Below are 22928 nucleotides of genomic sequence, written 5' to 3'. Positions count from 1 at the left end.
ATTTACTTCCTTGTAATAATTGAATGTGAAAGATAGTCACTGACAGCCTTAAGCGCTTCTGGTGCCCCCCGCAAACCCTCGGTACCCAAATGTATACGAGCATCCCCACCTGCAAAGTCGAAATGGTGCAACTCGACCGTACAATACGTACGTAAACTCCCAAACTCCAAATTCTCCAACTGCTCCTTATCCATTTTCAAAAGATATGCTTTACTCAAACCACTGGCAGAAGCTTTAGATTCGGGCGAATTTAAACCAATACAATTTATCTTCCGTGGTGTTCCATCACGCCGGCGCCAGTCCTGCATAACAAAAATTCGAACAGAGAATTCATTTTTGATACTGGGTGGAGGCGCGGTAAGCCAAAGTTCCAGGCCTGGATAATTTTTCAGCTTAACAATCAGTTCATCCGGCCAATCCACATGCCGCCCGCCCATATTGTGCGGTTCCGTGGTATCCCTTCTGGTGTAAAGCCTGGCGGTAACGTGGTAATGCGTCCAGCTGGTGGGTGGTTCTACCCCAAGAGTTTCATACACAGGAACCAGTTCTTTTCCCGTCCACCAGAATGACCCATCAAGAAGATCGGCAATACAGGAACCGTCGCTCCTTAATGTCGATCCAAAATAGAACCCGGGAATCCTTGTACGATCCAGCAGACTGCCGCCAAGTATCGGGACCTGCTCCATACCCGCCAGCTTCCTGCTGCATTCCCCTTGTTTCTTCTGATAAATCTCTCGCGCTTCTGCGGCCTCCTCCCATCGGATACAGAAATCAACGACCCAATAACAGATCGCTAGTAACACTCCATATTTAACTCCCCTTCGGCACTGGCGAAAAACTTCCTTGCGAGACATCTTAAGCATTTCAAATCTCCATTTTAAAATGACCAATCACATCACTCGAAACAACTCACCTCATCAACTCCTTAAACACTTCAAAGTAACCGCTTACTCCTTTAACCACATCGAATTCGCTTGCCTTCAACCTCGCTGCATCCTTCATAGACTCAAAACCAGCGAAAGACGTTAAAACCCTGCACACTGCCGTGGCGATTTCTTCAGCGTCAAAAAAATCAACAAGTATCCCGCTGATTCCATCTTCGATAACTTCCTGCACGGGAGCGGTATTTGAACCTACGACAACACAGCCAGATGCCATTGCTTCCAACAGAGACCAAGACAAAACAAACGGATATGTCAAATACACGTGAGCCTTCGAAAGACTCAGAACCGACCTGTATATTTGATAAGGCAACTTCCCAACAAAGTGAACATTTGAAATATCAACATCCAACTCCGCGGCCATCTTGCTTCGCCAGTTAGGGTATCCAATGGGCATCCCTCCATAACTGACACCATCACCGCCCATTACAATGACCTGCGCGCTCGGGCACTTTTCCTGAATATAGGGAATGGATCTCATAAAACTATGGAAGCCTCGGTACGGCTCGAGGTTTCTGGCAACATAAGTCACGATAGGCTGGCCTGCTTTTATCACGCGCCCACTCGGCAGCGTTACAGACTCGACCTTTTCTGATTCGCCAAATTGAACAATGCCTTCGTGAATGACGCGAATTTTGGACTGATATATTTTCGGAAAAAGACCGCGCTGCCATTGTGTAGGTGCAATCCCGGCATCACACTGCTCAACATTCAGGAGATGCATCGAATTCAAGACTCTAATCCTTGAAGACGCATCCATCGCACAGGGAAACTCAGGATCGAAACCAAAGTCTGCCCCACGCGCTCGGTAATAGTATTCACAGAAATGAAACAGAGGCACATCGGGGTACACGTCTTTGACGAATAGCGTTTCACCCCACCCAGGGTGAGCAAGAACTACATCAGGCCGAAAGCCTGCCTGGCTGAGTCTCTTCAATATTCGTCGAACTTGCTGCCCGTCCAAAACAGCCTCTTCATATTTATGCAAATAGTCATGAACGCCATTAATCATCTTCCTTGATGGTCGATATCGAAGTAACTTTACCCCGGCAATACCTGGCGCTGTATCGCGTCCAATTGCAATGACGCCCATACGCCCGCGCAATGCCTCCAAGGCCACATGACGAAATTGACCGGGAAAATTCTGATGAATGATAAGAAGATTCATATCTGAGCAATATTCCGCGTTTATACACCTCCATGAAGTTGAAGTTTTTCAACATCAACAGGTACATACAAACGCTAACAAATATTCAGAAATGAAACTGTAGGAGGGTTCCGATAACCGCCTAGGAGATGGTGCGATCCGCACCAACGCAAAAAACAGGCACAAAAAAAGCGGCGCTCAATGCGCCGCTTTTTTGCGGGGGGTTACCAGCGGTTGCCTCGCCAGTGATCGCCACGGTCATAGTTACCACGACCCCGGTGATCGTCCCAGCCACCACGACGATGGCCATCCCAGCGTCCACGATCATCGCCGTGCCAGCGACGGCTCTCGTAGTAGCGCGGAGCCGGTTGGTAGTAACGAGGCGCCGAATAATACCGGGGCGCCGGTTGGTAGTAGCGCGGTGCTGGCTGGTAGTAGCGCGGTGCCGAATAATACGTGCCGCCGGTGTAATAAGTGCCACCGCTGTAATACGAAGGTGCCTGCGATGTGTAGACCTCTGAGCTGTAGTAGCCATCTCCGTAGGAATAAGGGACGCATCCGCCAAGGGAAAAAAGCATCACGGTAAACAGAAGAATTCGGCGATACATGGCGGCCTCCTGGACCGCGGGTAGCCACACCAGCGACGCTGGCAGGCGTCAGTCTTTCATTCGGCGACTGACGAAATATCTGACAGCGTTTTCTGAAACTGGTGCGTTTCTGTAACAAGTTGAAACATGTGATTGATGAAACCTTATTCACGAAAACATCGACTCATTCAGCCACTGATTAATGGTGGCCACCGTGATATCCGCCGCCGTGATAACCCCGTCCGTAACCGCCGCGATGGCCATAGCCGCCGTAGTAATAGCGGGCACCACCGTAGTAACGCGGACCGTAATAGCCACCGTAGTAATAGGGAGAGTAATAGCCGGGATAGTAATAGGTTGCGGGGTAGGCATCGTAGCTGCCGGCGTAGTAATAGCAACCGGACAGTCCCAGACCGAGCACTGCACCCAGCAGCACCCGACGCAGCAATTTTGAAATACGCATGACGGCCTCCTGAAAGACCTGCGACAGCAGTCGGCACAGACCGGCTGACAACAGATTTGACTGGCGAACCGCTACCGAGTGCCCACGCCCCAACGGGCATCGGATCAGCGGCCACCGCGCTGCATGACGGTGCAAGCGCGCACCAACACAAAGCGTTGCCTGCACCTGCCAACCTGGCCCATCCACCCGCAAGCCAAGTGGCAGAGGGCTCGCCGCTACTTGGCACGGCTCTCGCTTTAACAAACCCGTGCAGGAGTCATCACAGGTTCGCGGCACCACAATTTGCAATGGCTGACTAGGGTTCCGGCTCGCATCTGCGAGTGGCTGGTCCGAGAGTTGGCGACCTCCAGTTGAGGTTACACGGCGGGACAAAAGCCCGGGAGACAAGCCACCGTTCGCGGTGCCGCGTTGCCTTCCTGTCCGCCCTCGATCAACTGGAGAATCCGCCATGTCACGACTACGTATCCCCGCCCTGCTCGCCGCCGCCTTCGCCGCCCTCCTCAGCAGCCAGACCCAGGCTGCCCAGAAAGACCATTTCAGTGTGTGCTGGACGATCTACGCCGGCTGGATGCCATGGGAATATGCCGGCAGTCAGGGCATCGTCGATAAGTGGGCGAAGAAATACGGGATCAAGATCGACGTGGTCCAGCTCAACGACTACGTTGAATCGATCAACCAATACACCGCCGGTCAGTTCGATGGCTGCACCATGACCAACATGGATGCGCTGACCATTCCGGCCGCCGGTGGCGTCGACAGCACCGCGCTCATCGTCAGCGATTTTTCCAACGGCAATGACGGCATCGTCCTCAAGGGCGAAGGCAAAAAAGTCGCCGACCTCAAGGGCATGGACGTCAACCTGGTCGAGCTTTCCGTCTCCCACTACCTGTTGGCCCGCGCATTGGATTCGGTCGACCTGACCGAAAAAGACCTGAAAGTGGTCAACACCTCCGACGCCGATATTTCCGCCGCCTTCAACACCGATCAGGTCAACGCCGTCACCACCTGGAACCCGATGCTCTCGGACATCAAGGCCAAACCCGGCGTGACCGAAGTCTTCAACTCCAGCCAGATCCCCGGCGAAATCATGGACATGATGGTGGTCAACAGCGCCACCCTCAAAGACAACCCGGCGCTGGGCAAGGCGCTGACCGGCGCGTGGTTCGAAGTGGTCGACTTGATGAACGCCAGGAACGCCGCCAGCAAAGCCGCGCTTGAGCACATGGCCAAAGCCTCGGGCACCGATCTGGCCGGATTCCAGGCGCAACTGGACACCACCAAACTGTTCGCCACGCCGAAAGAAGCCCTGGCGTTCGCCACCAGCAAGCAACTGCCGGAAACCATGCGCAAAGTTGCCGAGTTCTCGTTCCAGCACGGTTTGCTCGGCGAAGGCGCCAAGGACACCAGCGCCGTCGGCATGACCTTCGCCAACGGCGTGACCAGCGGCGACACCGGCAATCTCAAGCTGCGTTTCGATCCGACTTACGTGCAGCTGGCCGCCGACGCCAAGCTGTAAGCCACGGAGGATTTGGCCATGCGCCTGATCAATCGTCACCCGGATCGACCGAGTCGCCTGCTGCTGGTGATTCTGCCCTTCGCCCTGGTCTTGTTCGCCTACTTTATGGGCTCGGCCGAACGCCTGGCGGACAACCCCAACGACAAACTGCTGCCCAGCGCGGTGCAGATGAGCGATGCAGTCAAACGCCTGGCCTTCAACGCCGACAGCCGCACCGGTGAATACCTGTTGTGGCAGGACACCGCGTCGAGCCTCGGACGCCTGGCCATCGGCCTCGGCATCGCGGCGCTGGCCGGGCTGTGCCTGGGCATGGCGGCCGGCACCCTGCCGCTGTTCGGCGCACCGTTGTCGCCGATGCTGACGGTGTTGTCGATGGTGCCGCCGCTGGCGATCCTGCCGATTCTGTTCATCGTCTTCGGCCTCGGCGAGTTGTCGAAAGTGATGCTGATCGTGATCGGTATCACCCCGGCACTCGCCCGTGATCTGGAGCAGCGCGCACGGGACATTCCGGTCGAACTGCTGATCAAGGCGCAGACCCTCGGCGCTTCGACCTGGACCCTGATGCTGCGTGTGGTGCTGCCGCAACTGTTGCCACGCCTGCTGATTTCACTGCGGCTGATGCTCGGATCGGCGTGGCTGTTCCTGATCGCCGCCGAAGCCATCGCCTCCACCGACGGTCTGGGCTACCGGATTTTCCTCGTGCGCCGTTACCTGGCGATGGACGTGATCCTGCCGTACGTGGTCTGGATCACCCTGCTCGCCTGGCTGATGGATTGGGGACTCAAATACCTGACCCGGCGCGCATTCCCCTGGTATGAGGGGGCAGCCAAATGAGCTTCATCACGGTGAAAAACGTCTGGCAGCAATACGCCGACCAGGTGGTGCTCGAAGGCTTGAACCTCAACGTCAACGAGGGTGAGTTCTGCACGCTGGTCGGAGCTTCGGGCTGCGGAAAATCGACCTTCCTGCGCCTGCTGCTCGGTCAGGAAACCGCCAGTCGCGGCGAGATTCTGCTCGACGGCCAGCCACTGGCCCGCGAGCCGGATGCCAGCCGTGGCGTGGTGTTCCAGCGCTACTCGGTATTCCCGCATCTGAGCGTGCTGGACAACGTTGCGATCGGCCTGGAATTGCCGCGCGCTCCGCTGCTCGGGCGCTTGTTCGGCAGCGCGAAAAAAGACGCCCGCGAACAGGCCTCGGCGCTGCTGCACAAAGTCGGCCTCGGCCATGCGCTGGACAAGTACCCGGCGCAACTGTCCGGCGGCATGCAACAGCGGCTGGCGATCGCCCAGGCGTTGATCATGAAACCGCGCGTGTTGCTGCTCGACGAACCGTTCGGCGCGCTCGATCCGGGCATTCGCAAGGACATGCACGCCCTGCTGCTGGGGCTGTGGCGCGAGACGCAACTGACCGTGTTCATGGTCACCCACGACCTGTCCGAAGGTTTCAGCCTCGGCACCCGCCTGCTGGTGTTCGACAAGGTCCGCCTCGACCCGCACGCCCCCGGTGCCTATGGCGCCCGCATCACCTACGACATCCCTTTGAACAGCGACCGCCGCGCCCAACGCGCCGCCGTCGACGCCCTGCCCGCCGAGCTGGCCGGCACGCTTCGTATTGCCTGAGAGGACTGCTCCCATGACTGATTCGACCCAACTGTTTCCACCCTTCGCCGAAGAAACCCTGCCAGGCGGAGGCCATCGTTCCTTCGTCCTGAAACGCGGCCAGCTGCTGCGCCTGACCGACCTGCGCGGTGGGGCCAACGTCAGCCTGACCCTGCTCAACGCCAACGAGAAAACCGAGCGCCTGAACCTGCCCGACAGCCTCAAGTCCCAACACACCGCCAAGCTGACCGCCGGCCATTGCCTCTACTCGGACATGGGCAGGGTGCTGGCGGCAATCACCGCAGATACCTGCGGCTGGAGCGACAGCCTCGGCGGTGTGTTGTGCGCCGAGGAAGTCGCGGAAAAATACGGTCAGGGCCGCTATCAGGAACTGCGCAACGGCTTCTTTCGCAACGGCACCGACAACCTGCTGGTGGAACTGGGCAAGTGGGGGCTGGGCCTGTCCGACCTGCTGATGACCCTCAACCTGTTCAGCCGGGTCAACGTCGATGAAGCCGGGCGCTTCCATTTCGTCGAAGGCCATTCGAAGGCCGGCGATTACATCGAGCTGTACGCACCGATGGACACCCTCGTCGTCCTCACTGCCCTGCAACACCCGATGGACCCGTCGCCCGACTATGCGCCAAAACCGCTGAAGCTGAGCTGGATGAACGCCGACCCGAGCGTCGCCGAGCACTGCCGTACCTCGCGCCCGGAGAACGAGCGCGGCTTTATCAACACCGACCGTTTGTTCGCCTGAGGATCGTCGCCATGTCAGTTGCTATCGCCACTTCGCAAAAACAACCCGACGCTGCGGTGTACCGCGCCACCATTCCGGCCGGCGAACCCTGGCTGATGGAGGTCAAGGCCGGCCAGACCCTGCGCATCCTCGACCTTGAGGGCAACCAGGCGGTCGATACGCTGTTCTACAGCCTCGCCAATCCCCGCGAGCGCTACGACGTGCAACGCACATTGCGCCGGCAGAACAGCGTGTACCTGAGCACCGGTAGCGTGTTGTATTCCAATCTCGGCAACCCGATGCTGACCATCATCGCCGACACCTGCGGCCGCCACGACACCCTCGGCGGCGCCTGCGCGCAAGAGAGCAACACCGTGCGCTACGCTCTGGAAAAACGCTACATGCACAGCTGCCGCGACAACTACCTGCGCGCCTGCGCCCATGACGGTCGGCTGGGCAAAGGTGACATCGGGCCGAACATCAATTTCTTCATGAACGTGCCGGTGACTGCCGACGGCGGCCTGACCTTCGAAGACGGCATTTCCGCGCCGGGCAAGTACGTCGACCTGCGCGCGGAGATGGACGTGATCGTGCTGATCTCCAACTGCCCGCAACTGAACAACCCGTGCAACGCCTACAACCCGACACCTGCGGAGCTACTGGTATGGAACTGACATTCGTCCGTCTGCGCCGCTGGCTTTTCGCCCTGTGCCAGGCCCGTTCCGGCCAGTGTCTGAAATCCCCAAAACACCCCTAAACCCTGTGGGAGCTGGCTTGCCCGCTCCCACAAGGTCAATGGTGACTTTCGAAATTGTGATTTTGCCGTCGGGGACGACCCCGGCGCTCATCGAAAAACTGCGGGACGGCCCGCATCCCCTTCAGGGGTTTTGCCATGTTTGAAAAAGTCCTGATCGCCAACCGTGGCGCGATTGCCTGCCGCATTCTGCGCACCTTGCGTGAACTGCACGTCGAAGGTGTCGCGGTGTACTCCGAAGCCGATGCCGCCAGCCTGCACATCCTGCAAGCGGACGAAGCCCACAGCCTCGGTGAAGGCGCCGCTGCCGGCACTTATCTGGCCGTCGAAAAAATCCTCACCATTGCCAAAGCCAGCGGCGCCACCGCGATCCATCCGGGCTACGGCTTTCTTTCCGAGAACGCGGCGTTCGCCGAAGCCTGCGCAAACCATGGCATTGCCTTCATCGGCCCGACACCGGAGCAACTGCGGGTGTTCGGCCTCAAGCACACCGCACGGGCCCTGGCCAAACAGCACGGCGTACCGATGCTCGAAGGCACCGAACTGCTCGACAGCCTCGACGCCGCGCTGATTGCCGGCGCGCAGGTCGGTTATCCGGTAATGCTCAAAAGCACTGCCGGTGGCGGTGGCATCGGCATGCGTGTGTGCCGTAACGCCAGCGAACTGAGCGAGTCGTTCGAGGCGGTGAAGCGCCTCGGCCAGAACAATTTCAGCGACGCTGGCGTGTTCATCGAGAAGTACATCCAGCGTGCACGGCATCTGGAAGTACAAGTGTTCGGCGATGGCCATGGCGAAGTGATCGCCCTCGGTGTGCGCGACTGCTCGGTGCAGCGGCGCAACCAGAAAGTCCTCGAGGAAACCCCGGCGCCGAACCTGCCCGAAGGCATGGCGGATGAGCTGTGCGCGGCGGCGATCAAACTGGCCAAAGCGGTGAATTACCGCAGCGCCGGCACCGTCGAATTCGTTTTCGACAGCGATGCGCAGCGCTTCTATTTTCTGGAAGTGAACACCCGGTTGCAGGTTGAGCACGGCGTTACCGAACAGGTGTGGGGCGTCGATCTGGTGCGCTGGATGATTGAACTGGCGGCGGGAGATCTGCCGCCGCTGAGCACATTGTTTGAGGGCCTGAAACCGGACGGCCACGCGATTCAGGCGCGACTGTACGCGGAGGATCCGGGGCGCGATTTCCAGCCGAGCCCAGGGCTGCTGACCGCTGTGGAGTTTCCTGCGGCCAACGGCATTCAACTGCGCATCGACACCTGGGTCGAGGCCGGTTGTGAGATCCCGCCCTACTTCGATCCGATGATCGCCAAGCTCATCTGCTGGGCGCCGACCCGCGAACAGGCGCGTGCCGATCTGCATCAGGCCCTGGGCGACAGCCTGCTGTACGGCGTGGAAACCAACCGTGACTACTTGCGGCAGATTCTGCTCGATACACCGTTTGCCAGCGGCGAGCCGTGGACCCGTTGCCTGGAAGGCCTGGTGTATCGAGCCAACACCTTCGAAGTGCTGAGCGCCGGCACCCAGACCAGCATCCAGGACTACCCCGGTCGCCTCGGTTACTGGGCGGTCGGCGTGCCACCCTCGGGGCCGATGGACAGCCGCGCGTTGCGTCTGGGCAATCGTCTGCTGGGGAATCTCGAGGGTGCTGCGGCACTGGAAATCACCATGAACGGGCCGCTGCTGCGCTTTAATTGCGACGCGGTGGTGGCGGTGACCGGGGCACCGTTGACGCTGACACTCGACGGCGAAGCGGTGCCGATGAACACCGCGCTGTTGATTGAAGCGGGCAGCCAGTTACATCTCGGCGGTTTGCTCGACGCAGGCGCCCGCAGCTACCTGTGCCTGCGTGGCGGCGTGCAAGTGCCGGATTATCTGGGCAGCAAAAGCACCTTCACGCTCGGTCAGTTTGGTGGTCATGGCGGACGGGCCTTGCGCGCCGGTGACGTGCTGCATCTGGCGGCCCTGAGTGAGCGCAGCGCCGGGCAGACATTGGCGCCCCATCACGTCAGCGAATTACCTGCCGTGCGCCGGATCCGCGTCATCTACGGCCCCCATGGCGCGCCTGAATATTTCACTGAAAACTACATCGGCACCTTTTTCGCCACGCAATGGGAAGTGCATTTCAACTCCAGCCGCACCGGCGTGCGCCTGATCGGGCCGAAACCAGAGTGGGTGCGCGCCGACGGTGGCGAGGCCGGTCTGCACCCGTCGAACATCCACGACAATCCCTACGCCATCGGTGCGGTGGACTTCACCGGCGACATGCCGGTGATCCTCGGCCCGGATGGCCCGAGCCTTGGCGGGTTTGTCTGCCCGGTGACGGTGATCGAAGCGGATCTCTGGCAACTGGGTCAGCTCAAGGCCGGGGACAAAGTGCAGTTCGTGCCGGTCGATCTCAAGACTGCCCGCGATCTCGCCCGCAAATGGGATACCTGTGGGAGCTGGCTTGCCAGCGATGAAGTTGACGCGGTGTCTGCTCGGGCCCCATCGCTGGCAGGCCAGCTCCCACACGGCTTGGTTTCGCCTGTGGTTCTGGAGTTGGGTCAGGACGACAAGCGGCTGGTCGGGCGTGTGTCCGGCGATACCCATCTACTGCTGGAAATCGGTGCGCCGGAACTGGATCTGGTCCTGCGCTTCCGGGCCCACGCACTGATGCAGGCGCTGCAAGCCAAAGCCCTGCACGGCGTGATCGACCTGACCCCGGGCATCCGCTCGCTGCAGGTGCACTACCAGCCCGAGCAACTGCCGTTGGCCGATCTGCTCGGCATCGTAGCCGGCGAGTGGAACGCCGTGTGCAGCGCTACTGACCTTCAAGTGCCGTCGCGAATCGTCCACTTGCCCCTGTCGTGGGACGATCCGGCCTGCCAGTTGGCCATCGAGAAATACATGACCACCGTGCGCAAGGACGCGCCGTGGTGCCCGAGCAATCTGGAGTTCATCCGCCGCATCAATGACCTGCCCAACCTCGACGAAGTGCAACGCACGGTGTTCGACGCGAGCTATCTGGTGATGGGCCTCGGTGATGTGTATCTCGGTGCGCCGGTCGCCACCCCGCTCGACCCGCGCCATCGGCTGGTGACCACCAAGTACAACCCGGCACGCACCTGGACCGCCGAGAACTCGGTGGGCATCGGCGGCGCTTACATGTGCGTCTACGGCATGGAAGGCCCGGGCGGATATCAGTTCGTCGGGCGTACCTTGCAGATGTGGAACCGCTATCGCGAAGTCGCCGCGTTTGACGGCAAGCCCTGGCTGCTGCGGTTTTTCGATCAGATCCGTTTCTACCCGGTCAGCGCCGAAGAACTGCTGCGCATCCGCCGCGACTTTCCCCTCGGCCGCTTCGAACTGAACATCGAACACAGCCAGCTCAACCTCGCCGACTACCAGGCCTTTCTGCAACGCGAAGCCGAAAGCATCAGCGCTTTCCGGGCGCAGCAACAGGGTGCTTTCCAGGCTGAGCGCGAGCGCTGGATTGCCAGCGGCCAGGCGCACTTCGACAGTGAAGAAGCCGTGCCGGACAGCAGCGAAGACACACCGCTGACCAGCGGCCAACAAAGCATCGACAGCCACATCGCCGGCAACCTCTGGCAGGTGCAGGTCGAGGTCGGCAGCCGCGTGGCGGCCGGTGATGTGCTGGTGATTCTGGAGTCGATGAAGATGGAAATCCCCGTGCTCGCGCCCATGGCCGGGGTGGTGCAGGACATTCGCGTGCAGCCGGGATCGGCGGTACGTGCCGGACAACGGGTCGTGGTGCTGGAACTCGACTGAAACCATTTGCCAAAGGATCAACCCATGAATCTGCAACTCGACGCACTGCGCCAGGCCTACCGCAATGGCGACACCACACCCCGACAATTGCTGTTGGCGTTGCGGGAAAAAGCCGCTGCGCTGAACCCGGACTATCACCTGTTCATCCACCTGCTCAGCGCCGAGGAAATGGAGCCTTATCTGGCCGCCCTCGACGGTCGCGATCTCGACAGCCTGCCGTTGTATGGCGTGCCGTTCGCGATCAAGGACAACATTGATCTGGCCGGTGTCCCGACCACCGCCGCATGCCCGGCGTTCGCCTACGTACCGGAACGTTCGGCAACCATCGTCGAGCGGCTGCTGGCACTGGGGGCGATCCCGCTGGGCAAGACCAATCTCGACCAGTTCGCCACCGGCCTCAACGGCAGCCGTTCGCCTTACGGCGCCTGCCCGAACAGCGTGTTGCCGGAGTATCCGTCGGGCGGCTCCAGCGCCGGTTCGTCGCTGGCCGTGGCGCTCGGCGTGGCCAGTTTCGCGTTGGGCACTGACACCGCCGGCTCCGGCCGGGTGCCAGCGGCGTTGAACAATCTGGTGGGCCTGAAGGCCAGCAAAGGGCTGATCTCCACCGCCGGCGTGCTGCCGGCCTGTCGCACGCTCGATTGCGTCACCACGTTCACCGCAACGGCGCGGGAAGCCAGTCAGCTACTGGCGCTGACCGCGCACCCCGATCCGAGGGACGAATACAGCCGTAGCAATCCGTCATGGAATGACGGTTCCGCGTTCGGCGTGCCACGGCCGTTCCGCTTCGGTGTACCACGTGCGCAAGACCTGGAATTTTTCGGCTGCAAGGAAAGCCCGCGGCTGTTCGGCGATGCCATCGACCGTCTGAAAGCTCTGGGCGGTGAAGCGGTCGAACTGGACCTGTCGCCATTCCTCGAAGCAGCGCGGTTGCTCTATGAAGGGCCGTGGGTGGCCGAGCGCTACAGCGTGGCCGGCGAGTTGATGGAAGAAAATCCTGCGGCGGTGCTGCCGGTGATCCGCGCGGTGCTGGCCAAAGCACCGGCCGTCAGCGGCGTGCAGACGTTCCGCGCGCAATACCGCCTGCAAGCGCTGAAAGCCGTTTGCGATAAAGCACTGGAAGGACTCGACTGCGTGCTCACGCCCACCATCGGTCGTCCGGTGACGCTGGCGGAACTCGACGCGGAACCGGTGCTGCGCAATTCCGAACTGGGCTACTACACCAACTTCATGAACCTGCTCGATTACGCTGCCGTCGCCGTACCCGGCGGCTTCATGGCCAACGGGTTGCCATGGGGCGTGACGCTGTTTGGTCGGGCGTTCACCGATCAGTATCTGCTGGGCGTGGCCGATGCCTTGCAGCGCCAGCAGGATCCCGCGCTGCCGACGCCGAACAACCCGGCGCGCCATGACCGTGCGCGACTGGTGGTCTGCGGCGCGCATCTGGACGGCTTGGCCCTGAACGGACAGTTGCGGCAACGCGGCGCACGCCTGATCGAGGCCACTTACAGCTCGAAGGACTACAAACTCTATGCCTTGGCCGGTGGCCCGCCGTTGCGCCCGGGCATGCTGCGCGTGGCCGACGGTGGCGTGTCCATCGCGGTGGAAGTCTGGGAGTTACCGAGCAGTGAACTGGGCTCGTTCCTGACCGGGATCCCCGCGCCGCTGGGCCTGGGCAAGGTGCAACTGGCGGATGGCCGGTGGGAAAGCGGATTCATCTGCGAACCTTACGGCCTGGAAGGTGCAACCGACATCAGCCATCTGGGTGGGTGGCGAGCGTATCTGCAAACCAGAAACTGATCCGAAAATCGGCCCCCTCTCGTTCCGGGAGGGGGCTGGATGAGCAAGCCATTCTCCAGACACCCCTGCCCGGCTGATCCCCCCGCATTTCAGGCACAAATCCCGCAGTCTTTTCCCCGCCGTGCCACTAGAATGCTGCCCATCGGGTCACTGTCAACGGAATTGCCAATGCCGCTCAGATCTGCGTTTCACTCCCAACGTTCGCTGGTACTGACCCTGGTCGCCCTCCTCGGCGCAGGTTTCCTCGCCACTTCGCTGCTCAGCTATTACGCCTCGCGCGCGTCGATCCGCGACAACATCGTCAACACCGAACTGCCGCTGACCTCCGACACGGTGTACTCGGAAATCCAGAAAGACCTTGTCAGACCGATCCTGATTTCCTCGATGATGTCCCGCGACACCTTCATGCGCGACTGGGTGGTGAACGGCGAGAAAGACAGCGACCAGATGACCCGCTACCTCGACGAGGTCATGACCCACTACGGCGCCTATACCGCGTTTTTCGTCTCCAACAGCACCCACACCTACTACCACGCCAAGGGCGTGCTCAAGCAGGTGAAGATCGACGAGCCACGCGACGCCTGGTACTTCCGCGTGCGCGACATGAAAGAACCCTACGAGATCAACGTCGACCCGGACCTGGCCAACAAAGACAACATGACCTTCTTCATCAACTACAAGGTCTACGACTACAACGATCGCTTCATCGGCGCCGCCGGCGTAGGACTGACGGTGGACGCGGTGATCAAGTTGATCGACAAGTATCAGCAGCGCTATCAACGCAGCGTTTACTTCGTCGACACCTTTGGCCGGCTGGTCCTGACCGGCGCCGAGGGCGGGCCGGAAGGTGCGCGGGTCGGCAAAAGCCTGACGGATCTCGACAGCATGAAAGGTCTGGTCAGCCAGTTACCCAAACCCCACAGCGGCAGCTACGAATATTCCGCTCACGGCCAGGGACATTTCCTCAACGTGCGGTTCATTCCGGAGCTGAACTGGTACCTGTTCGTCGACAAACGTGAAGACGGTGCGTTGAGCGAGATTCGCCAGTCGCTGTACCTCAACCTGCTGATTTGCCTGCTGGTGACGTTGATCGTGCTGGCGCTGGTCAATCGTTTGATCAAACGCTATCAGGACAAGATCCACGCCCAGGCTACCCTCGACAGCCTCACCGAACTGCCAAACCGGCGCGGCTTCGACTTGCTCGCCGGGCAGGCCTTGCAGGAAGCTCATCGCGAGCCGAAACCGCTGACGGCGCTGTTGCTGGATCTGGACCACTTCAAAGTCTTGAACGACACCTACGGGCACATGGCCGGCGATCAGGTCTTGATCGGTTTTGCCCGGGACCTGCAAAGCTGCCTGCGGCATTCCGACATCGTCTGCCGTTGGGGCGGTGAGGAATTTATCGTTCTGTTGAAGGACACCGACGGCGAGACCGGTCAGAAGATCGCCGAGAAGATCCGCCAGCACGTCGAGCAGCATGAATATGCCTACAACGGTCACACCCTGAATCTGACGGTCAGCATCGGCGCCACTACTCTGCAGCCGGATGACACCTTGCACAGCCTGCTGTCCCGGGCCGATCATGCGATGTACCGGGCCAAACAGACCGGCCGCAACCGCACCTGCGTGGAAACGCATCAATCGACCTATGCCTGAAGCCCATGAACAAACCTGACCTCTGCCCGGCCTGCGGCGCCCGCAACGACTGCACCCTGGCCGACCCGCGCACCGCCGACCGTGCCTGCTGGTGCTACGGCGTTTCCATTGACCCGGCAGTGCTCGAAGCCCTGCCAGCGGAACTGCGCGACAAGTCCTGCCTGTGCCCGCGCTGCGCCCGGGTCGAGGCGCAACTGCAAGCAGCCAGGCCGTCGATCCCGTAAGATGCGCGCCCCGCTTCCTGCCGATTCCTGATCATGCGCGTCGACCGTTTCCTCAGTAACCTGCCTCGCTACAACCGCAAACAGGTTCGCCTGTTGCTGGTGGAAAAGCGCGTGCGCATCGACGGAAAAGTCGTCAGCGATCCCCACAGCGAAGTCCTGGAATTCAGCCGCGTCGAAGTCGACGACGAAGTGCTGCAAAGCGGCAAACCGGCGCGCTACTTCATGCTGTACAAGCCGCAGGGTTGCGTCAGCGCCACCCGCGATCCCGAGCATCCGACCGTGCTCGACCTGATCCACGAGCCGGACAAGGACGACCTGCACATCGCCGGGCGTCTGGACTTCAACACCACCGGGCTGATGCTGATCACCAACGACGGCAGCTGGTCGCGGCGCCTGACCCAGCCGCAGACCAAACTGCCGAAAGTCTATTACGTCGAGACCGAACAGGAGATCGGCCCGGAATATGCGATCAAGTTCGCTGAAGGGATCTACTTCGCCTTCGAAGACCTGACCACTCAACCGGCGCTACTGGAAATGCTCGGCCCGCGAACGGCGCGTTTGAGCATCGTCGAAGGTCGTTACCATCAGGTGAAGCGCATGTTCGGCCACTTCAACAACAAAGTGCTGCGCCTGCACCGCGAATCCATGGGCCCGCTGCCGCTCGATCACGCGCTAAAACCGGGCGAGTACCGCGCTTTGCGCACCGAAGAGATTCATTTGTTCTAAGCAGCCGACCGCTCAGCAGAAGTTGTCGAACAATTTACCAACGGCACTTGCGCGATCCGGATCCCCCTGCTTGAATCAGGTCGTCGGCCAAATTGTGACCGATGAGTCACACATAACATCCAAGAAACTTTTTGTCGGTAGACAGCCCATCAGGGTTGCGCCTCAGCCGACAGACTGCCCGCCAATAACAATACCCGTCGACCTGCCGTACCGGATCGACATGGGCCACAAAATTCCAGGCGTATGCCTACCTGTCACAAAGCTCGTGCAATCTCATTTGCGCGCATACCCGCTTGCTTGCCAGGAGTCTTATGACATGAGGCCAGAAATCGCTGTGCTGGATATACAGGGTCAGTATCGGGTTTACACGGAGTTCTATCGCGCAGACGCCGCGGAAAAGACCATTATTCTGGTCAACGGCTCGATGGCCACGACTGCGTCGTTTGCACAGACCGTGAAAAATCTGCACCCGCAATTCAACGTGGTTTGCTACGACCAGCCCTACGCGGGCAGATCGAAAATCCACAATCACCACGAGAAACATCTGACGAAAGAAGTCGAAGGTCTGATCCTGCTGGAGCTGATCGACCACTTCGCCGCCGAACATGTGCTGTCGTTTTCCTGGGGTGGCGCGGCGACCATGGTTGCCCTTGCACACCAGCCCCGGCGTATCGAAAAAGCCGTGATCAGCTCGTTCTCTCCGGTGGTCAACGCGCACATGCTCGACTACCTGGAGCGCGGCGTCGAATGCCTCGGCAAACGCGACGGCGACCGGGTCGGCCATTTGGTCAACAACACCATCGGCAAACACCTGCCGTCGCTGTTCAAGCGCTTCAACTATCGCCACGTTAGCAGCCTGGCCGAGCACGAATACGGGCAGATGCACTTTCACATCAGCAACGTGCTGAACAGCGATCGCCAGTGCTATCTGAACGCGGCGAAAAAGATCAACGTGCCGGTGCTGTTCATGAATGGCGAATGGGACGAATACACCGCCGCCGAAGACGCCCGGCTGTTCGGCAACCACGTGGCGCAAAGCACCTTCACCACCCTGCAGGCCACCGGGCACTTCCTCGACATGGAACACAAATCCGCCTGCCGGGACAGCCAGAACGCCTTGCTCGGTTTCCTGAAACCTGCGCAACAGGCCAGCCGAACGCGTTACCAGTTTGTCCAGGATCACCATGCATTGGCCATTTGAAACAGTGTCGTCGCGAGCAAGCCTGCAAGGCTGAGATTCAGCCGTCCTCCAGCCCGCAGCGCTTGCCCGCGATTGACCGACTTCGGCTCTGTTTCAAGACTTTCCGTTGTGCGCGTGCAAAGAAAACTTCAAATCCGTGGCCGAGTCTGGTACAAAGTCAGCCGCTCTGAGCGGGTGTCGTATAATGGCATTACTCCAGCTTCCCAAGCTGATAACGAGGGTTCGATTCCCTTCACCCGCTCCAATCGAATTTATGTCCTGCGTCGTGGTTTGACGGGGGATGCGGAAACAGAAAAACCGGCCTGCAGGGCCGGTTTTTTTGTGTCTGGGATTTGGAGTAAGCCGAATGAATCAGAACGCACTCAACAACGGTGCAGGCGCAACCTCAACTGCAGCTAATTCCATTTAATTGTGAGCTATCACGACTTAACCGCGATAAGACCCAAACTGTTGGTGTTAGAAGCAGCCAGCGGTTTCCACTTTCACGCGGGATCAGTCGCGCATTCTGTCCTCAGTCTCGCGTCTGATACCGGTTCATCCTTGTCGACGCATATATTCCGCAAAAAGTGGGACGGTGAAATTCAAGTAGCCGTGATCTGTGCTGTAGATCATTCCTTTAGAGATTATGTTGGCCCGAGTCGGACCAAGCGATGACTGTGTACGCCCCATCGCTCTCGCAATATCGGCCATTGCATAGGGGCCATCTCCGAGCTCCGACATCGTCTTTACGAACTGCACTTCCGACTTTGTCAGTCGATCAATACGCACCCTGAAAAAGCCCGCATCAAGAGAAGCCAACGTCTCCGCGTATGAGTGGTCCACATCTTCGACTGTAATTTCAGGCCCTTCAGCGTTGTTCCAGGCAGTGGACGCCCACTCCTGAAGGAAGAAAGGATACCCTCTCGTCCGATCAACAATATTGCCAAGTGCTGCGAGCTCGATCGAAGCTTCCTCCTCCGCGATTGGCTTCTGAACTGCTTGAGTTGCAGATACTTGATCAAGCGCATCAACCGCAGGGTATAGAAAAAGCCGCTCTGCATAGGATTTTGCTTCGCCTGCCAAACGAGCAACCTGGGGAAGACCAGCACCGACAAGAAGTACCGGCAGCCCTTCTTGCGACATGTGATGGATCGACACAATTAGCGCAGATAAATCTGCTTCGGAAAGGTACTGAACTTCATCAATCAGAAGAATCCAGCCTTTGCCTGCTGCTTGCGCAGCTTGACCTATCACGGCAAAAAGGTCTGGAAGATCGTATTGAAGATCCCCGCTGTCAGCAAATCCTGGCTCCGGTTCGACTCCAATCTCCACGCCTGCAATATCGATCTTGAAAATAGAGGCGAAACCGCGCAAACCATTCAGTCCACGGGCCGCAATTTGCTTGGCAGCTTCTACAGCAGAAAGTGAGCGCATGACTTTCCGCATTTCAGGAAAGAGAAGGCGTGCAAGACTTTCACGCTCCGGAGCTTCTACCTTTGAAACGAGAAGCCCCTCTTCTCTCGCAATTTTTCCAATCTCGTTCAGCAGTACCGTTTTACCTGTGCCTCTCAATCCGAGAAGCATGATGGATCGGGCGCTTCGTCCGTTGATGGCTCGCCCACATGAAATCCTGGCTGCCTCAAGGATTGTGTTGCGTCCTGCCAACTCAGGCGGTCTGCTTCCTGCGCCTGGAGCAAATGGATTAAGGTATGGATCCATGAAAGCCTCACAAATGCTTGTCTCTACACGAATATATCGATGTATAGCAGATATCCCTATACACCCTTAGATTTCACTATATTTTGCTATTTATTGAGCTGAACTCTGTCACCCACACAAGCATTGCGTCTGAAATACTGGCTCGAATACTCGCCCGATGCGGAATTCGACAACACCCAACGCTTTGCAGCCAAGTTGAAATGAAACTAAAAACCGGTCGCGATGACCGGTTTTTTTATACCTGCCAGAACAGCTGCAACTCAGTCCTTCACCTCAACATGATCCAGCGCCTGATTCACCGCCAATTCCCCCAGCATCACGACCTGCGCGATTCCCAGGGCCGTCTTGCGATGGGACGGATCGAGCACGGCGGCGAAGTTGCTGAGCATTTCGCTGGCCGAGCCCAGGGATTCGCTGGCGTTGGCGAGCAGCGATTCGGTGTTGTAGGCCGGGTTGGCGAGGAACATCGGTTCAGGCTGGTTGATCGTGCCCATGACATGGGCGCCGGGGCAGAGGTAGTGATCGAGGGCGCGGTTGGCGGCGTCGTGGAGTTTTCTGGAGTCGATTGAGGTGTAGGGGGACGTTGGGTCGGTTTCGACTTCTGGGGGATTCGGGGTTGGCTTCTTCATAATGGCTTCATTCTAGTCGGTAGGTGGAGCTGACCTACTCGGTTCCAATCGAAGAGGTGGCAGCTGTACACGAGTTGGAACCCGGGCGAAAAAAGCCAAAAGCCCGACAGACTCGAAGTCTCTCGCGCACAGCCGCCATAACAGAGTGCACACCATGAAGGCGGGCAAGCATACGTCATGAAAGCTGCTTTTGCTTTTTTGGGAAGTTGCCGGGGTTCCAATCCCGATCGCCGATTCATCAGCGACCCTCACAGGCTAGAGACCGCACTTCCGACGGACAACCTGAAAACCTTGTGGGAAGGTTCAGTAAACAGGGCCAACTCTTTAAACATCCCGTATCGAAAAACCGCGTTTACAGATCCCCAACACTCCCCCGGTTCTCACACTCGTCACGACCCGCTAGCATTTCCCCATCGCCCACCACCCTCCCCCTGCGCGGCCATCGACGAATACGCGCCATCACCTTTCGAGGGATTCAAAACCCTGGCCTCCAAGCCACCCAAATCGAATTCAGACGAGCACCAAACCATGACCCAGAACATCTACGACAATCCCGAATTTTTCCAGGGCTACAGCCAGATGAACCGCTCCATCGGCGGCCTCGACGCCGCGCCGGAATGGCCGGCGCTGAAAGCCTTGTTGCCCTCCCTCCATGGTTTGCAGGTGGTGGATCTGGGCTGCGGCTATGGATGGTTCTGCCGCTGGGCCAGCGAACACGGCGCTGCCGAAGTGCTGGGGTTGGATGTCTCGGAGAAAATGCTCGAGCGGGCGAAGGAAACCACCTCGGCCGCGAACATCCGCTACGTTCGTGCCGACCTGGAACAGCTCGATTTGCCTGCGTGCACTTTCGATCTGGCCTACAGCTCACTGGCCCTGCACTACATCAAGGATCTCTCAGGGCTGTTCGCCAACCTGCATTCGGCACTTAAACCCGGCGCGCATTTTGTGTTTTCCATCGAGCACCCGATCTTCATGGCACCGCGCAATCCGGGCTGGCTGATCGACAGCGAGGGCCACAAGCGCTGGCCGCTGGACAGTTATCAGATGGAAGGCGAACGGGTGACCAACTGGCTGGCCGACGGGGTGATCAAGCAGCATCGTACGGTCGGGACTTTGCTCAACACCTTGATCGACGCCGGGTTCACGATTCAACACGTCAACGAATGGGGCCCGAGCGATGCAGGCGTGGCCGCGCAACCGGCCCTCGCCGAAGAACGCGAGCGGTCAATGATGATGCTGGTCGCCGTACAGCGCTGACCGCAAAAAAGAAAGGGCCGATCCAATCGGCCCTTTTTCATTTCAACGTGTGGCAACGATGAACAACCGCGGAAACGGCAACAACACCGAACCATCCGCCAGCGCCGGATAAGCCTTTGCAACCTCCGCCAGATAGTGCGCCAGATACTCCGCCCGCTCCGCATCCGTCAGCGGACTGAGGAACGGAATCAAACCACTCCCCTTGAACCACTCGACAACGCCGGAAGCCCCGCCCGCCAACTGATGGTGATACGTGGTGCGCCACACATCGACCCGCGCACAATGCGGCCGCAGCATCGAGAAATAAGCACTGGCATCCGCCATTTCCGTCCGCTGCCCCGCCGCACCGGCCAGTTTGCTGGCCCACGGCCCACTGGCAGCCACTTCACGCATCAACCGGTGGGACGGCTCGTTGAGGTTGTCCGGCATCTGAATCGCCAGACTGCCGCCCTGCGCCAACTTGCCCACCAGCGCCGGCAACAACGTCGCGTGATCCGGCACCCACTGCAAAACGGCGTTGGCGAAGATCACATCGAACGGCCCTGCATCCGCCCACTTATCGATGTCCGCCACCTCGAACTGCAACTGCGGCAGACGCTTGCGCGCGGCATCGATCATGTCCGCAGAACTGTCGAGCCCCTGCACTTTCGCCCCCGGAAAACGCGTCACCAGAAGCTCGGTCGAGTTGCCGGGGCCACAACCGATATCGACCACTGAACGCGCCTCCCGCGTGGGAATCGCCGCCAGCAGGTCACGGGCCGGGCGGGTGCGTTCATCTTCAAAAGTGACGTATTGCTTGGCGGACCAGGTCATTGCGTTCTCCTGTCGTGGACGTTCTGGCGAAACGTGGAAAAGCGGCTGCCGTCACGATACAGCGATCGTGTTTATCTGCCTTCCCCTACGTAGGTCCGATATCGCCGGGAGGGCTGTCTTCACCATGCCCACAGAGACTCAGAAAACTGTAAGTAGAATTTTCAGCTCCCCCCCGATGTCTGAATTTCAAGCTCCCCCAACAAGGAACACGGCCATGAAATTCGCAAAGATTTCGCAAACGCTGGCGCTATGGGCCGGCAGTCCCAAGACGTTCATGGGGGCGTTGATTCTGATCGGGCTCTGGGGATTGAGCGGGCCGATTTTCGATTACAACGACACCTGGCAACTGATCATCAACACCTCGACCACGATCATCACCTTCCTGATGGTGTTCCTGATCCAGAACACCCAGAACCGTGACACCGACATCCTGCATTTGAAACTCGATGAGTTGCTGCGGGTGAACAAAGAGGCGCAGAACGCGATGCTCGGGCTGGAGTCGCTGGATCTCAAGCAGTTGGAGGCGTTACGTCGGCATTACCGGGCGATGGGCGAGAACGAGGTGTTTGATCTGGAAGGTCTGGGGGACAAGAGCAAGCCGAAGCAGGATCTGAATGAATGCTGACAGGCAAAAAAAACGGCGCTAAAAAAGCGCCGTTTTCATTTCTGCGGATTCAGCGACTGGCCTGAAGGGCCCGGGCCATTTCCAGATGACTCTGCAGTTTCGGCAGGGTCTCGTCGGCAAACGCCTTGATCTCCGGCACATCAGTGGTCTGGGCCTCCTGCTGGATCTGCTGAATGGCCTCTTCCGTGGCTTTGACCTGACTGGCGGCGTAGGCCTGATCGAAGCTGGCGCCCTCTTTGACTTCCGGCATCAACGCCTTGGCCTTGTCGGCGACTTCTTCGCGGGGCGCCACTGGCAGGTCCAGTTTCTTGGCGATTTTCGCCAGATGCTGGTTGGCGGTGGTGCGGTCGTTGATGACCACGATGGTGTAATCCTTGACCTCTTTGGACTCGGCCTTGCTGTGCGCCAGACGACTGGCCTCGATGTCGGCCATGCCTTTGGCCGAGGCTTCGTTGATGAAGTCGGCGGGCGACTGGGCAAACGCGCTGCTGGCGAACAACCCCAGCAGGCTGACAAAACTGATGTTACTTACTCGGGTGGCCATCCGGCTCATGGTCGCGCCCTCCTTCTTTGCAGATTCAAGCGGGAGCTTGCGCCCCCGCCTCTCAATCAAAACAACCTTCACCGACTATTTCGATTTCTGAGCGGGCTTGCGGCCCATCTCGGTTTTAGGCTCTTTGTCGACAGTCGTGGTGGTGGTTTTCCCACCCTTGCGACCGGCTTCAGACGCCTTCGTTCGATCGTTGGCAAAGTTTCCCGAGTTCGAGTTTCTTGAGTTAGGCATGA

The 22928-nt window shown here is 59.1% G+C and carries 22 protein-coding genes, 1 tRNA gene and 1 riboswitch; of the genes, 14 read left to right on the top strand and 9 right to left on the bottom strand.

The window, feature by feature from the left end; translation table 11 throughout:
- Nucleotides 1-2: 2 nt before the first annotated feature.
- The 4 genes from J5M72_RS25800 to J5M72_RS25785 form a co-directional block, all read right to left on the bottom strand.
- A complete protein-coding gene (locus J5M72_RS25800; RefSeq protein ID WP_207867714.1) occupies nt 3-863 on the bottom strand; it encodes a hypothetical protein in 861 nt (286 codons plus the stop codon).
- Nucleotides 864-909: 46 nt separating this feature from the next.
- On the bottom strand, nt 910-2109 hold the full coding sequence (locus tag J5M72_RS25795) for a glycosyltransferase family 4 protein (protein ID WP_207867713.1): 1200 nt from the start codon (nt 2107-2109) through the stop codon (nt 910-912).
- Nucleotides 2110-2312: 203 nt separating this feature from the next.
- Nucleotides 2313-2696 carry a hypothetical protein gene (locus tag J5M72_RS25790; RefSeq protein ID WP_169429236.1) on the bottom strand — a complete coding sequence of 128 codons (384 nt, stop codon included), beginning with the start codon at nt 2694-2696 and terminating at the stop codon, nt 2313-2315.
- Between the two features lie 178 nt (nt 2697-2874).
- Nucleotides 2875-3138: a hypothetical protein gene (locus J5M72_RS25785; protein ID WP_169429235.1), complete on the bottom strand. Its 264-nt coding sequence runs from the start codon at nt 3136-3138 to the stop codon at nt 2875-2877.
- 284 nt (nt 3139-3422) lie between these two features.
- Nucleotides 3423-3523: riboswitch (guanidine-I (ykkC/yxkD leader) on the top strand.
- A gap of 63 nt (nt 3524-3586) precedes the next feature.
- On the opposite strand from J5M72_RS25785, the gene J5M72_RS25780 reads away from it, so the two are divergent.
- From J5M72_RS25780 to J5M72_RS25725, 12 genes are all read left to right on the top strand, one after another.
- The gene (locus J5M72_RS25780; RefSeq protein ID WP_207867712.1) at nt 3587-4654 is read left to right on the top strand and encodes a putative urea ABC transporter substrate-binding protein; all 1068 of its coding nucleotides are present in this window, start codon (nt 3587-3589) and stop codon (nt 4652-4654) included.
- A gap of 18 nt (nt 4655-4672) precedes the next feature.
- Complete coding sequence (locus J5M72_RS25775) at nt 4673-5488, top strand: ABC transporter permease (protein WP_102685956.1); 816 nt, start codon at nt 4673-4675, stop codon at nt 5486-5488.
- Nucleotides 5485-6273 (top strand): ABC transporter ATP-binding protein, encoded by a 789-nt coding sequence (locus J5M72_RS25770; protein ID WP_207867711.1) that lies wholly within the window; start codon nt 5485-5487, stop codon nt 6271-6273. The genes J5M72_RS25775 and J5M72_RS25770 overlap by 4 nt, the downstream gene beginning before the upstream one ends.
- Nucleotides 6274-6286: 13 nt before the next feature.
- Entirely contained in the window at nt 6287-7012 is a 726-nt protein-coding gene (locus J5M72_RS25765) for an urea amidolyase associated protein UAAP1 (protein WP_207867710.1), read from the top strand.
- 11 nt (nt 7013-7023) lie between these two features.
- Nucleotides 7024-7665 (top strand): urea amidolyase associated protein UAAP2, encoded by a 642-nt coding sequence (locus J5M72_RS25760; RefSeq protein ID WP_207867709.1) that lies wholly within the window; start codon nt 7024-7026, stop codon nt 7663-7665.
- Nucleotides 7666-7883: 218 nt separating this feature from the next.
- Nucleotides 7884-11516, top strand: coding sequence for an urea carboxylase (gene uca / locus J5M72_RS25755; RefSeq protein ID WP_207867708.1), 3633 nt, complete (start codon nt 7884-7886; stop codon nt 11514-11516).
- A gap of 24 nt (nt 11517-11540) precedes the next feature.
- Nucleotides 11541-13313 carry an allophanate hydrolase gene (gene atzF, locus J5M72_RS25750; protein ID WP_207867707.1) on the top strand — a complete coding sequence of 591 codons (1773 nt, stop codon included), beginning with the start codon at nt 11541-11543 and terminating at the stop codon, nt 13311-13313.
- A 168-nt stretch (nt 13314-13481) separates the two neighbouring features.
- Complete coding sequence (locus tag J5M72_RS25745; RefSeq protein WP_169429230.1) at nt 13482-14969, top strand: sensor domain-containing diguanylate cyclase; 1488 nt, start codon at nt 13482-13484, stop codon at nt 14967-14969.
- Nucleotides 14970-14974: 5 nt separating this feature from the next.
- Nucleotides 14975-15193 carry a cysteine-rich CWC family protein gene (locus tag J5M72_RS25740; RefSeq protein WP_207867706.1) on the top strand — a complete coding sequence of 73 codons (219 nt, stop codon included), beginning with the start codon at nt 14975-14977 and terminating at the stop codon, nt 15191-15193.
- 33 nt (nt 15194-15226) lie between these two features.
- A complete protein-coding gene (locus tag J5M72_RS25735; RefSeq protein WP_207867705.1) occupies nt 15227-15919 on the top strand; it encodes a pseudouridine synthase in 693 nt (230 codons plus the stop codon).
- A 316-nt stretch (nt 15920-16235) separates the two neighbouring features.
- Nucleotides 16236-17120, top strand: coding sequence for an alpha/beta hydrolase (locus tag J5M72_RS25730; RefSeq protein ID WP_169429227.1), 885 nt, complete (start codon nt 16236-16238; stop codon nt 17118-17120).
- 170 nt (nt 17121-17290) lie between these two features.
- A tRNA-Gly gene (locus tag J5M72_RS25725) sits at nt 17291-17364 on the top strand.
- 290 nt (nt 17365-17654) lie between these two features.
- Here the strand turns inward: J5M72_RS25725 and J5M72_RS25720 are convergent.
- The gene (locus J5M72_RS25720) at nt 17655-18818 is read right to left on the bottom strand and encodes an ATP-binding protein (protein WP_207867704.1); all 1164 of its coding nucleotides are present in this window, start codon (nt 18816-18818) and stop codon (nt 17655-17657) included.
- A 260-nt stretch (nt 18819-19078) separates the two neighbouring features.
- Nucleotides 19079-19447, bottom strand: coding sequence for a DUF6124 family protein (locus J5M72_RS25715; protein WP_207867703.1), 369 nt, complete (start codon nt 19445-19447; stop codon nt 19079-19081).
- A gap of 528 nt (nt 19448-19975) precedes the next feature.
- On the opposite strand from J5M72_RS25715, the gene J5M72_RS25710 reads away from it, so the two are divergent.
- Entirely contained in the window at nt 19976-20704 is a 729-nt protein-coding gene (locus tag J5M72_RS25710) for a class I SAM-dependent methyltransferase (RefSeq protein ID WP_207867702.1), read from the top strand.
- A 42-nt stretch (nt 20705-20746) separates the two neighbouring features.
- Here J5M72_RS25710 and tam read toward each other — a convergent pair whose 3' ends face one another.
- The gene (gene tam, locus J5M72_RS25705) at nt 20747-21517 is read right to left on the bottom strand and encodes a trans-aconitate 2-methyltransferase (RefSeq protein WP_207867701.1); all 771 of its coding nucleotides are present in this window, start codon (nt 21515-21517) and stop codon (nt 20747-20749) included.
- A gap of 214 nt (nt 21518-21731) precedes the next feature.
- On the opposite strand from tam, the gene J5M72_RS25700 reads away from it, so the two are divergent.
- Nucleotides 21732-22142 (top strand): low affinity iron permease family protein, encoded by a 411-nt coding sequence (locus J5M72_RS25700; protein ID WP_011332870.1) that lies wholly within the window; start codon nt 21732-21734, stop codon nt 22140-22142.
- Between the two features lie 49 nt (nt 22143-22191).
- Here the strand turns inward: J5M72_RS25700 and J5M72_RS25695 are convergent, their stop codons facing one another.
- Nucleotides 22192-22695, bottom strand: a complete 504-nt coding sequence (locus tag J5M72_RS25695; RefSeq protein WP_207867700.1) for a DUF4142 domain-containing protein — start codon at nt 22693-22695, stop codon at nt 22192-22194.
- Nucleotides 22696-22770: 75 nt separating this feature from the next.
- Nucleotides 22771-22926, bottom strand: coding sequence for a KGG domain-containing protein (locus tag J5M72_RS25690; protein WP_082302357.1), 156 nt, complete (start codon nt 22924-22926; stop codon nt 22771-22773).
- Between the last annotated feature and the right edge of the window lie 2 nt (nt 22927-22928).

It is taken from the genome of Pseudomonas sp. 58(2021) (assembly GCF_017491585.1).
GTDB classification, from domain to species: Bacteria; Pseudomonadota; Gammaproteobacteria; order Pseudomonadales; family Pseudomonadaceae; genus Aquipseudomonas; species Aquipseudomonas fluorescens_BT.
Note: the sequence above shows the minus strand (reverse complement) of the source record. Positions and strands in the feature narration are given on the sequence as shown.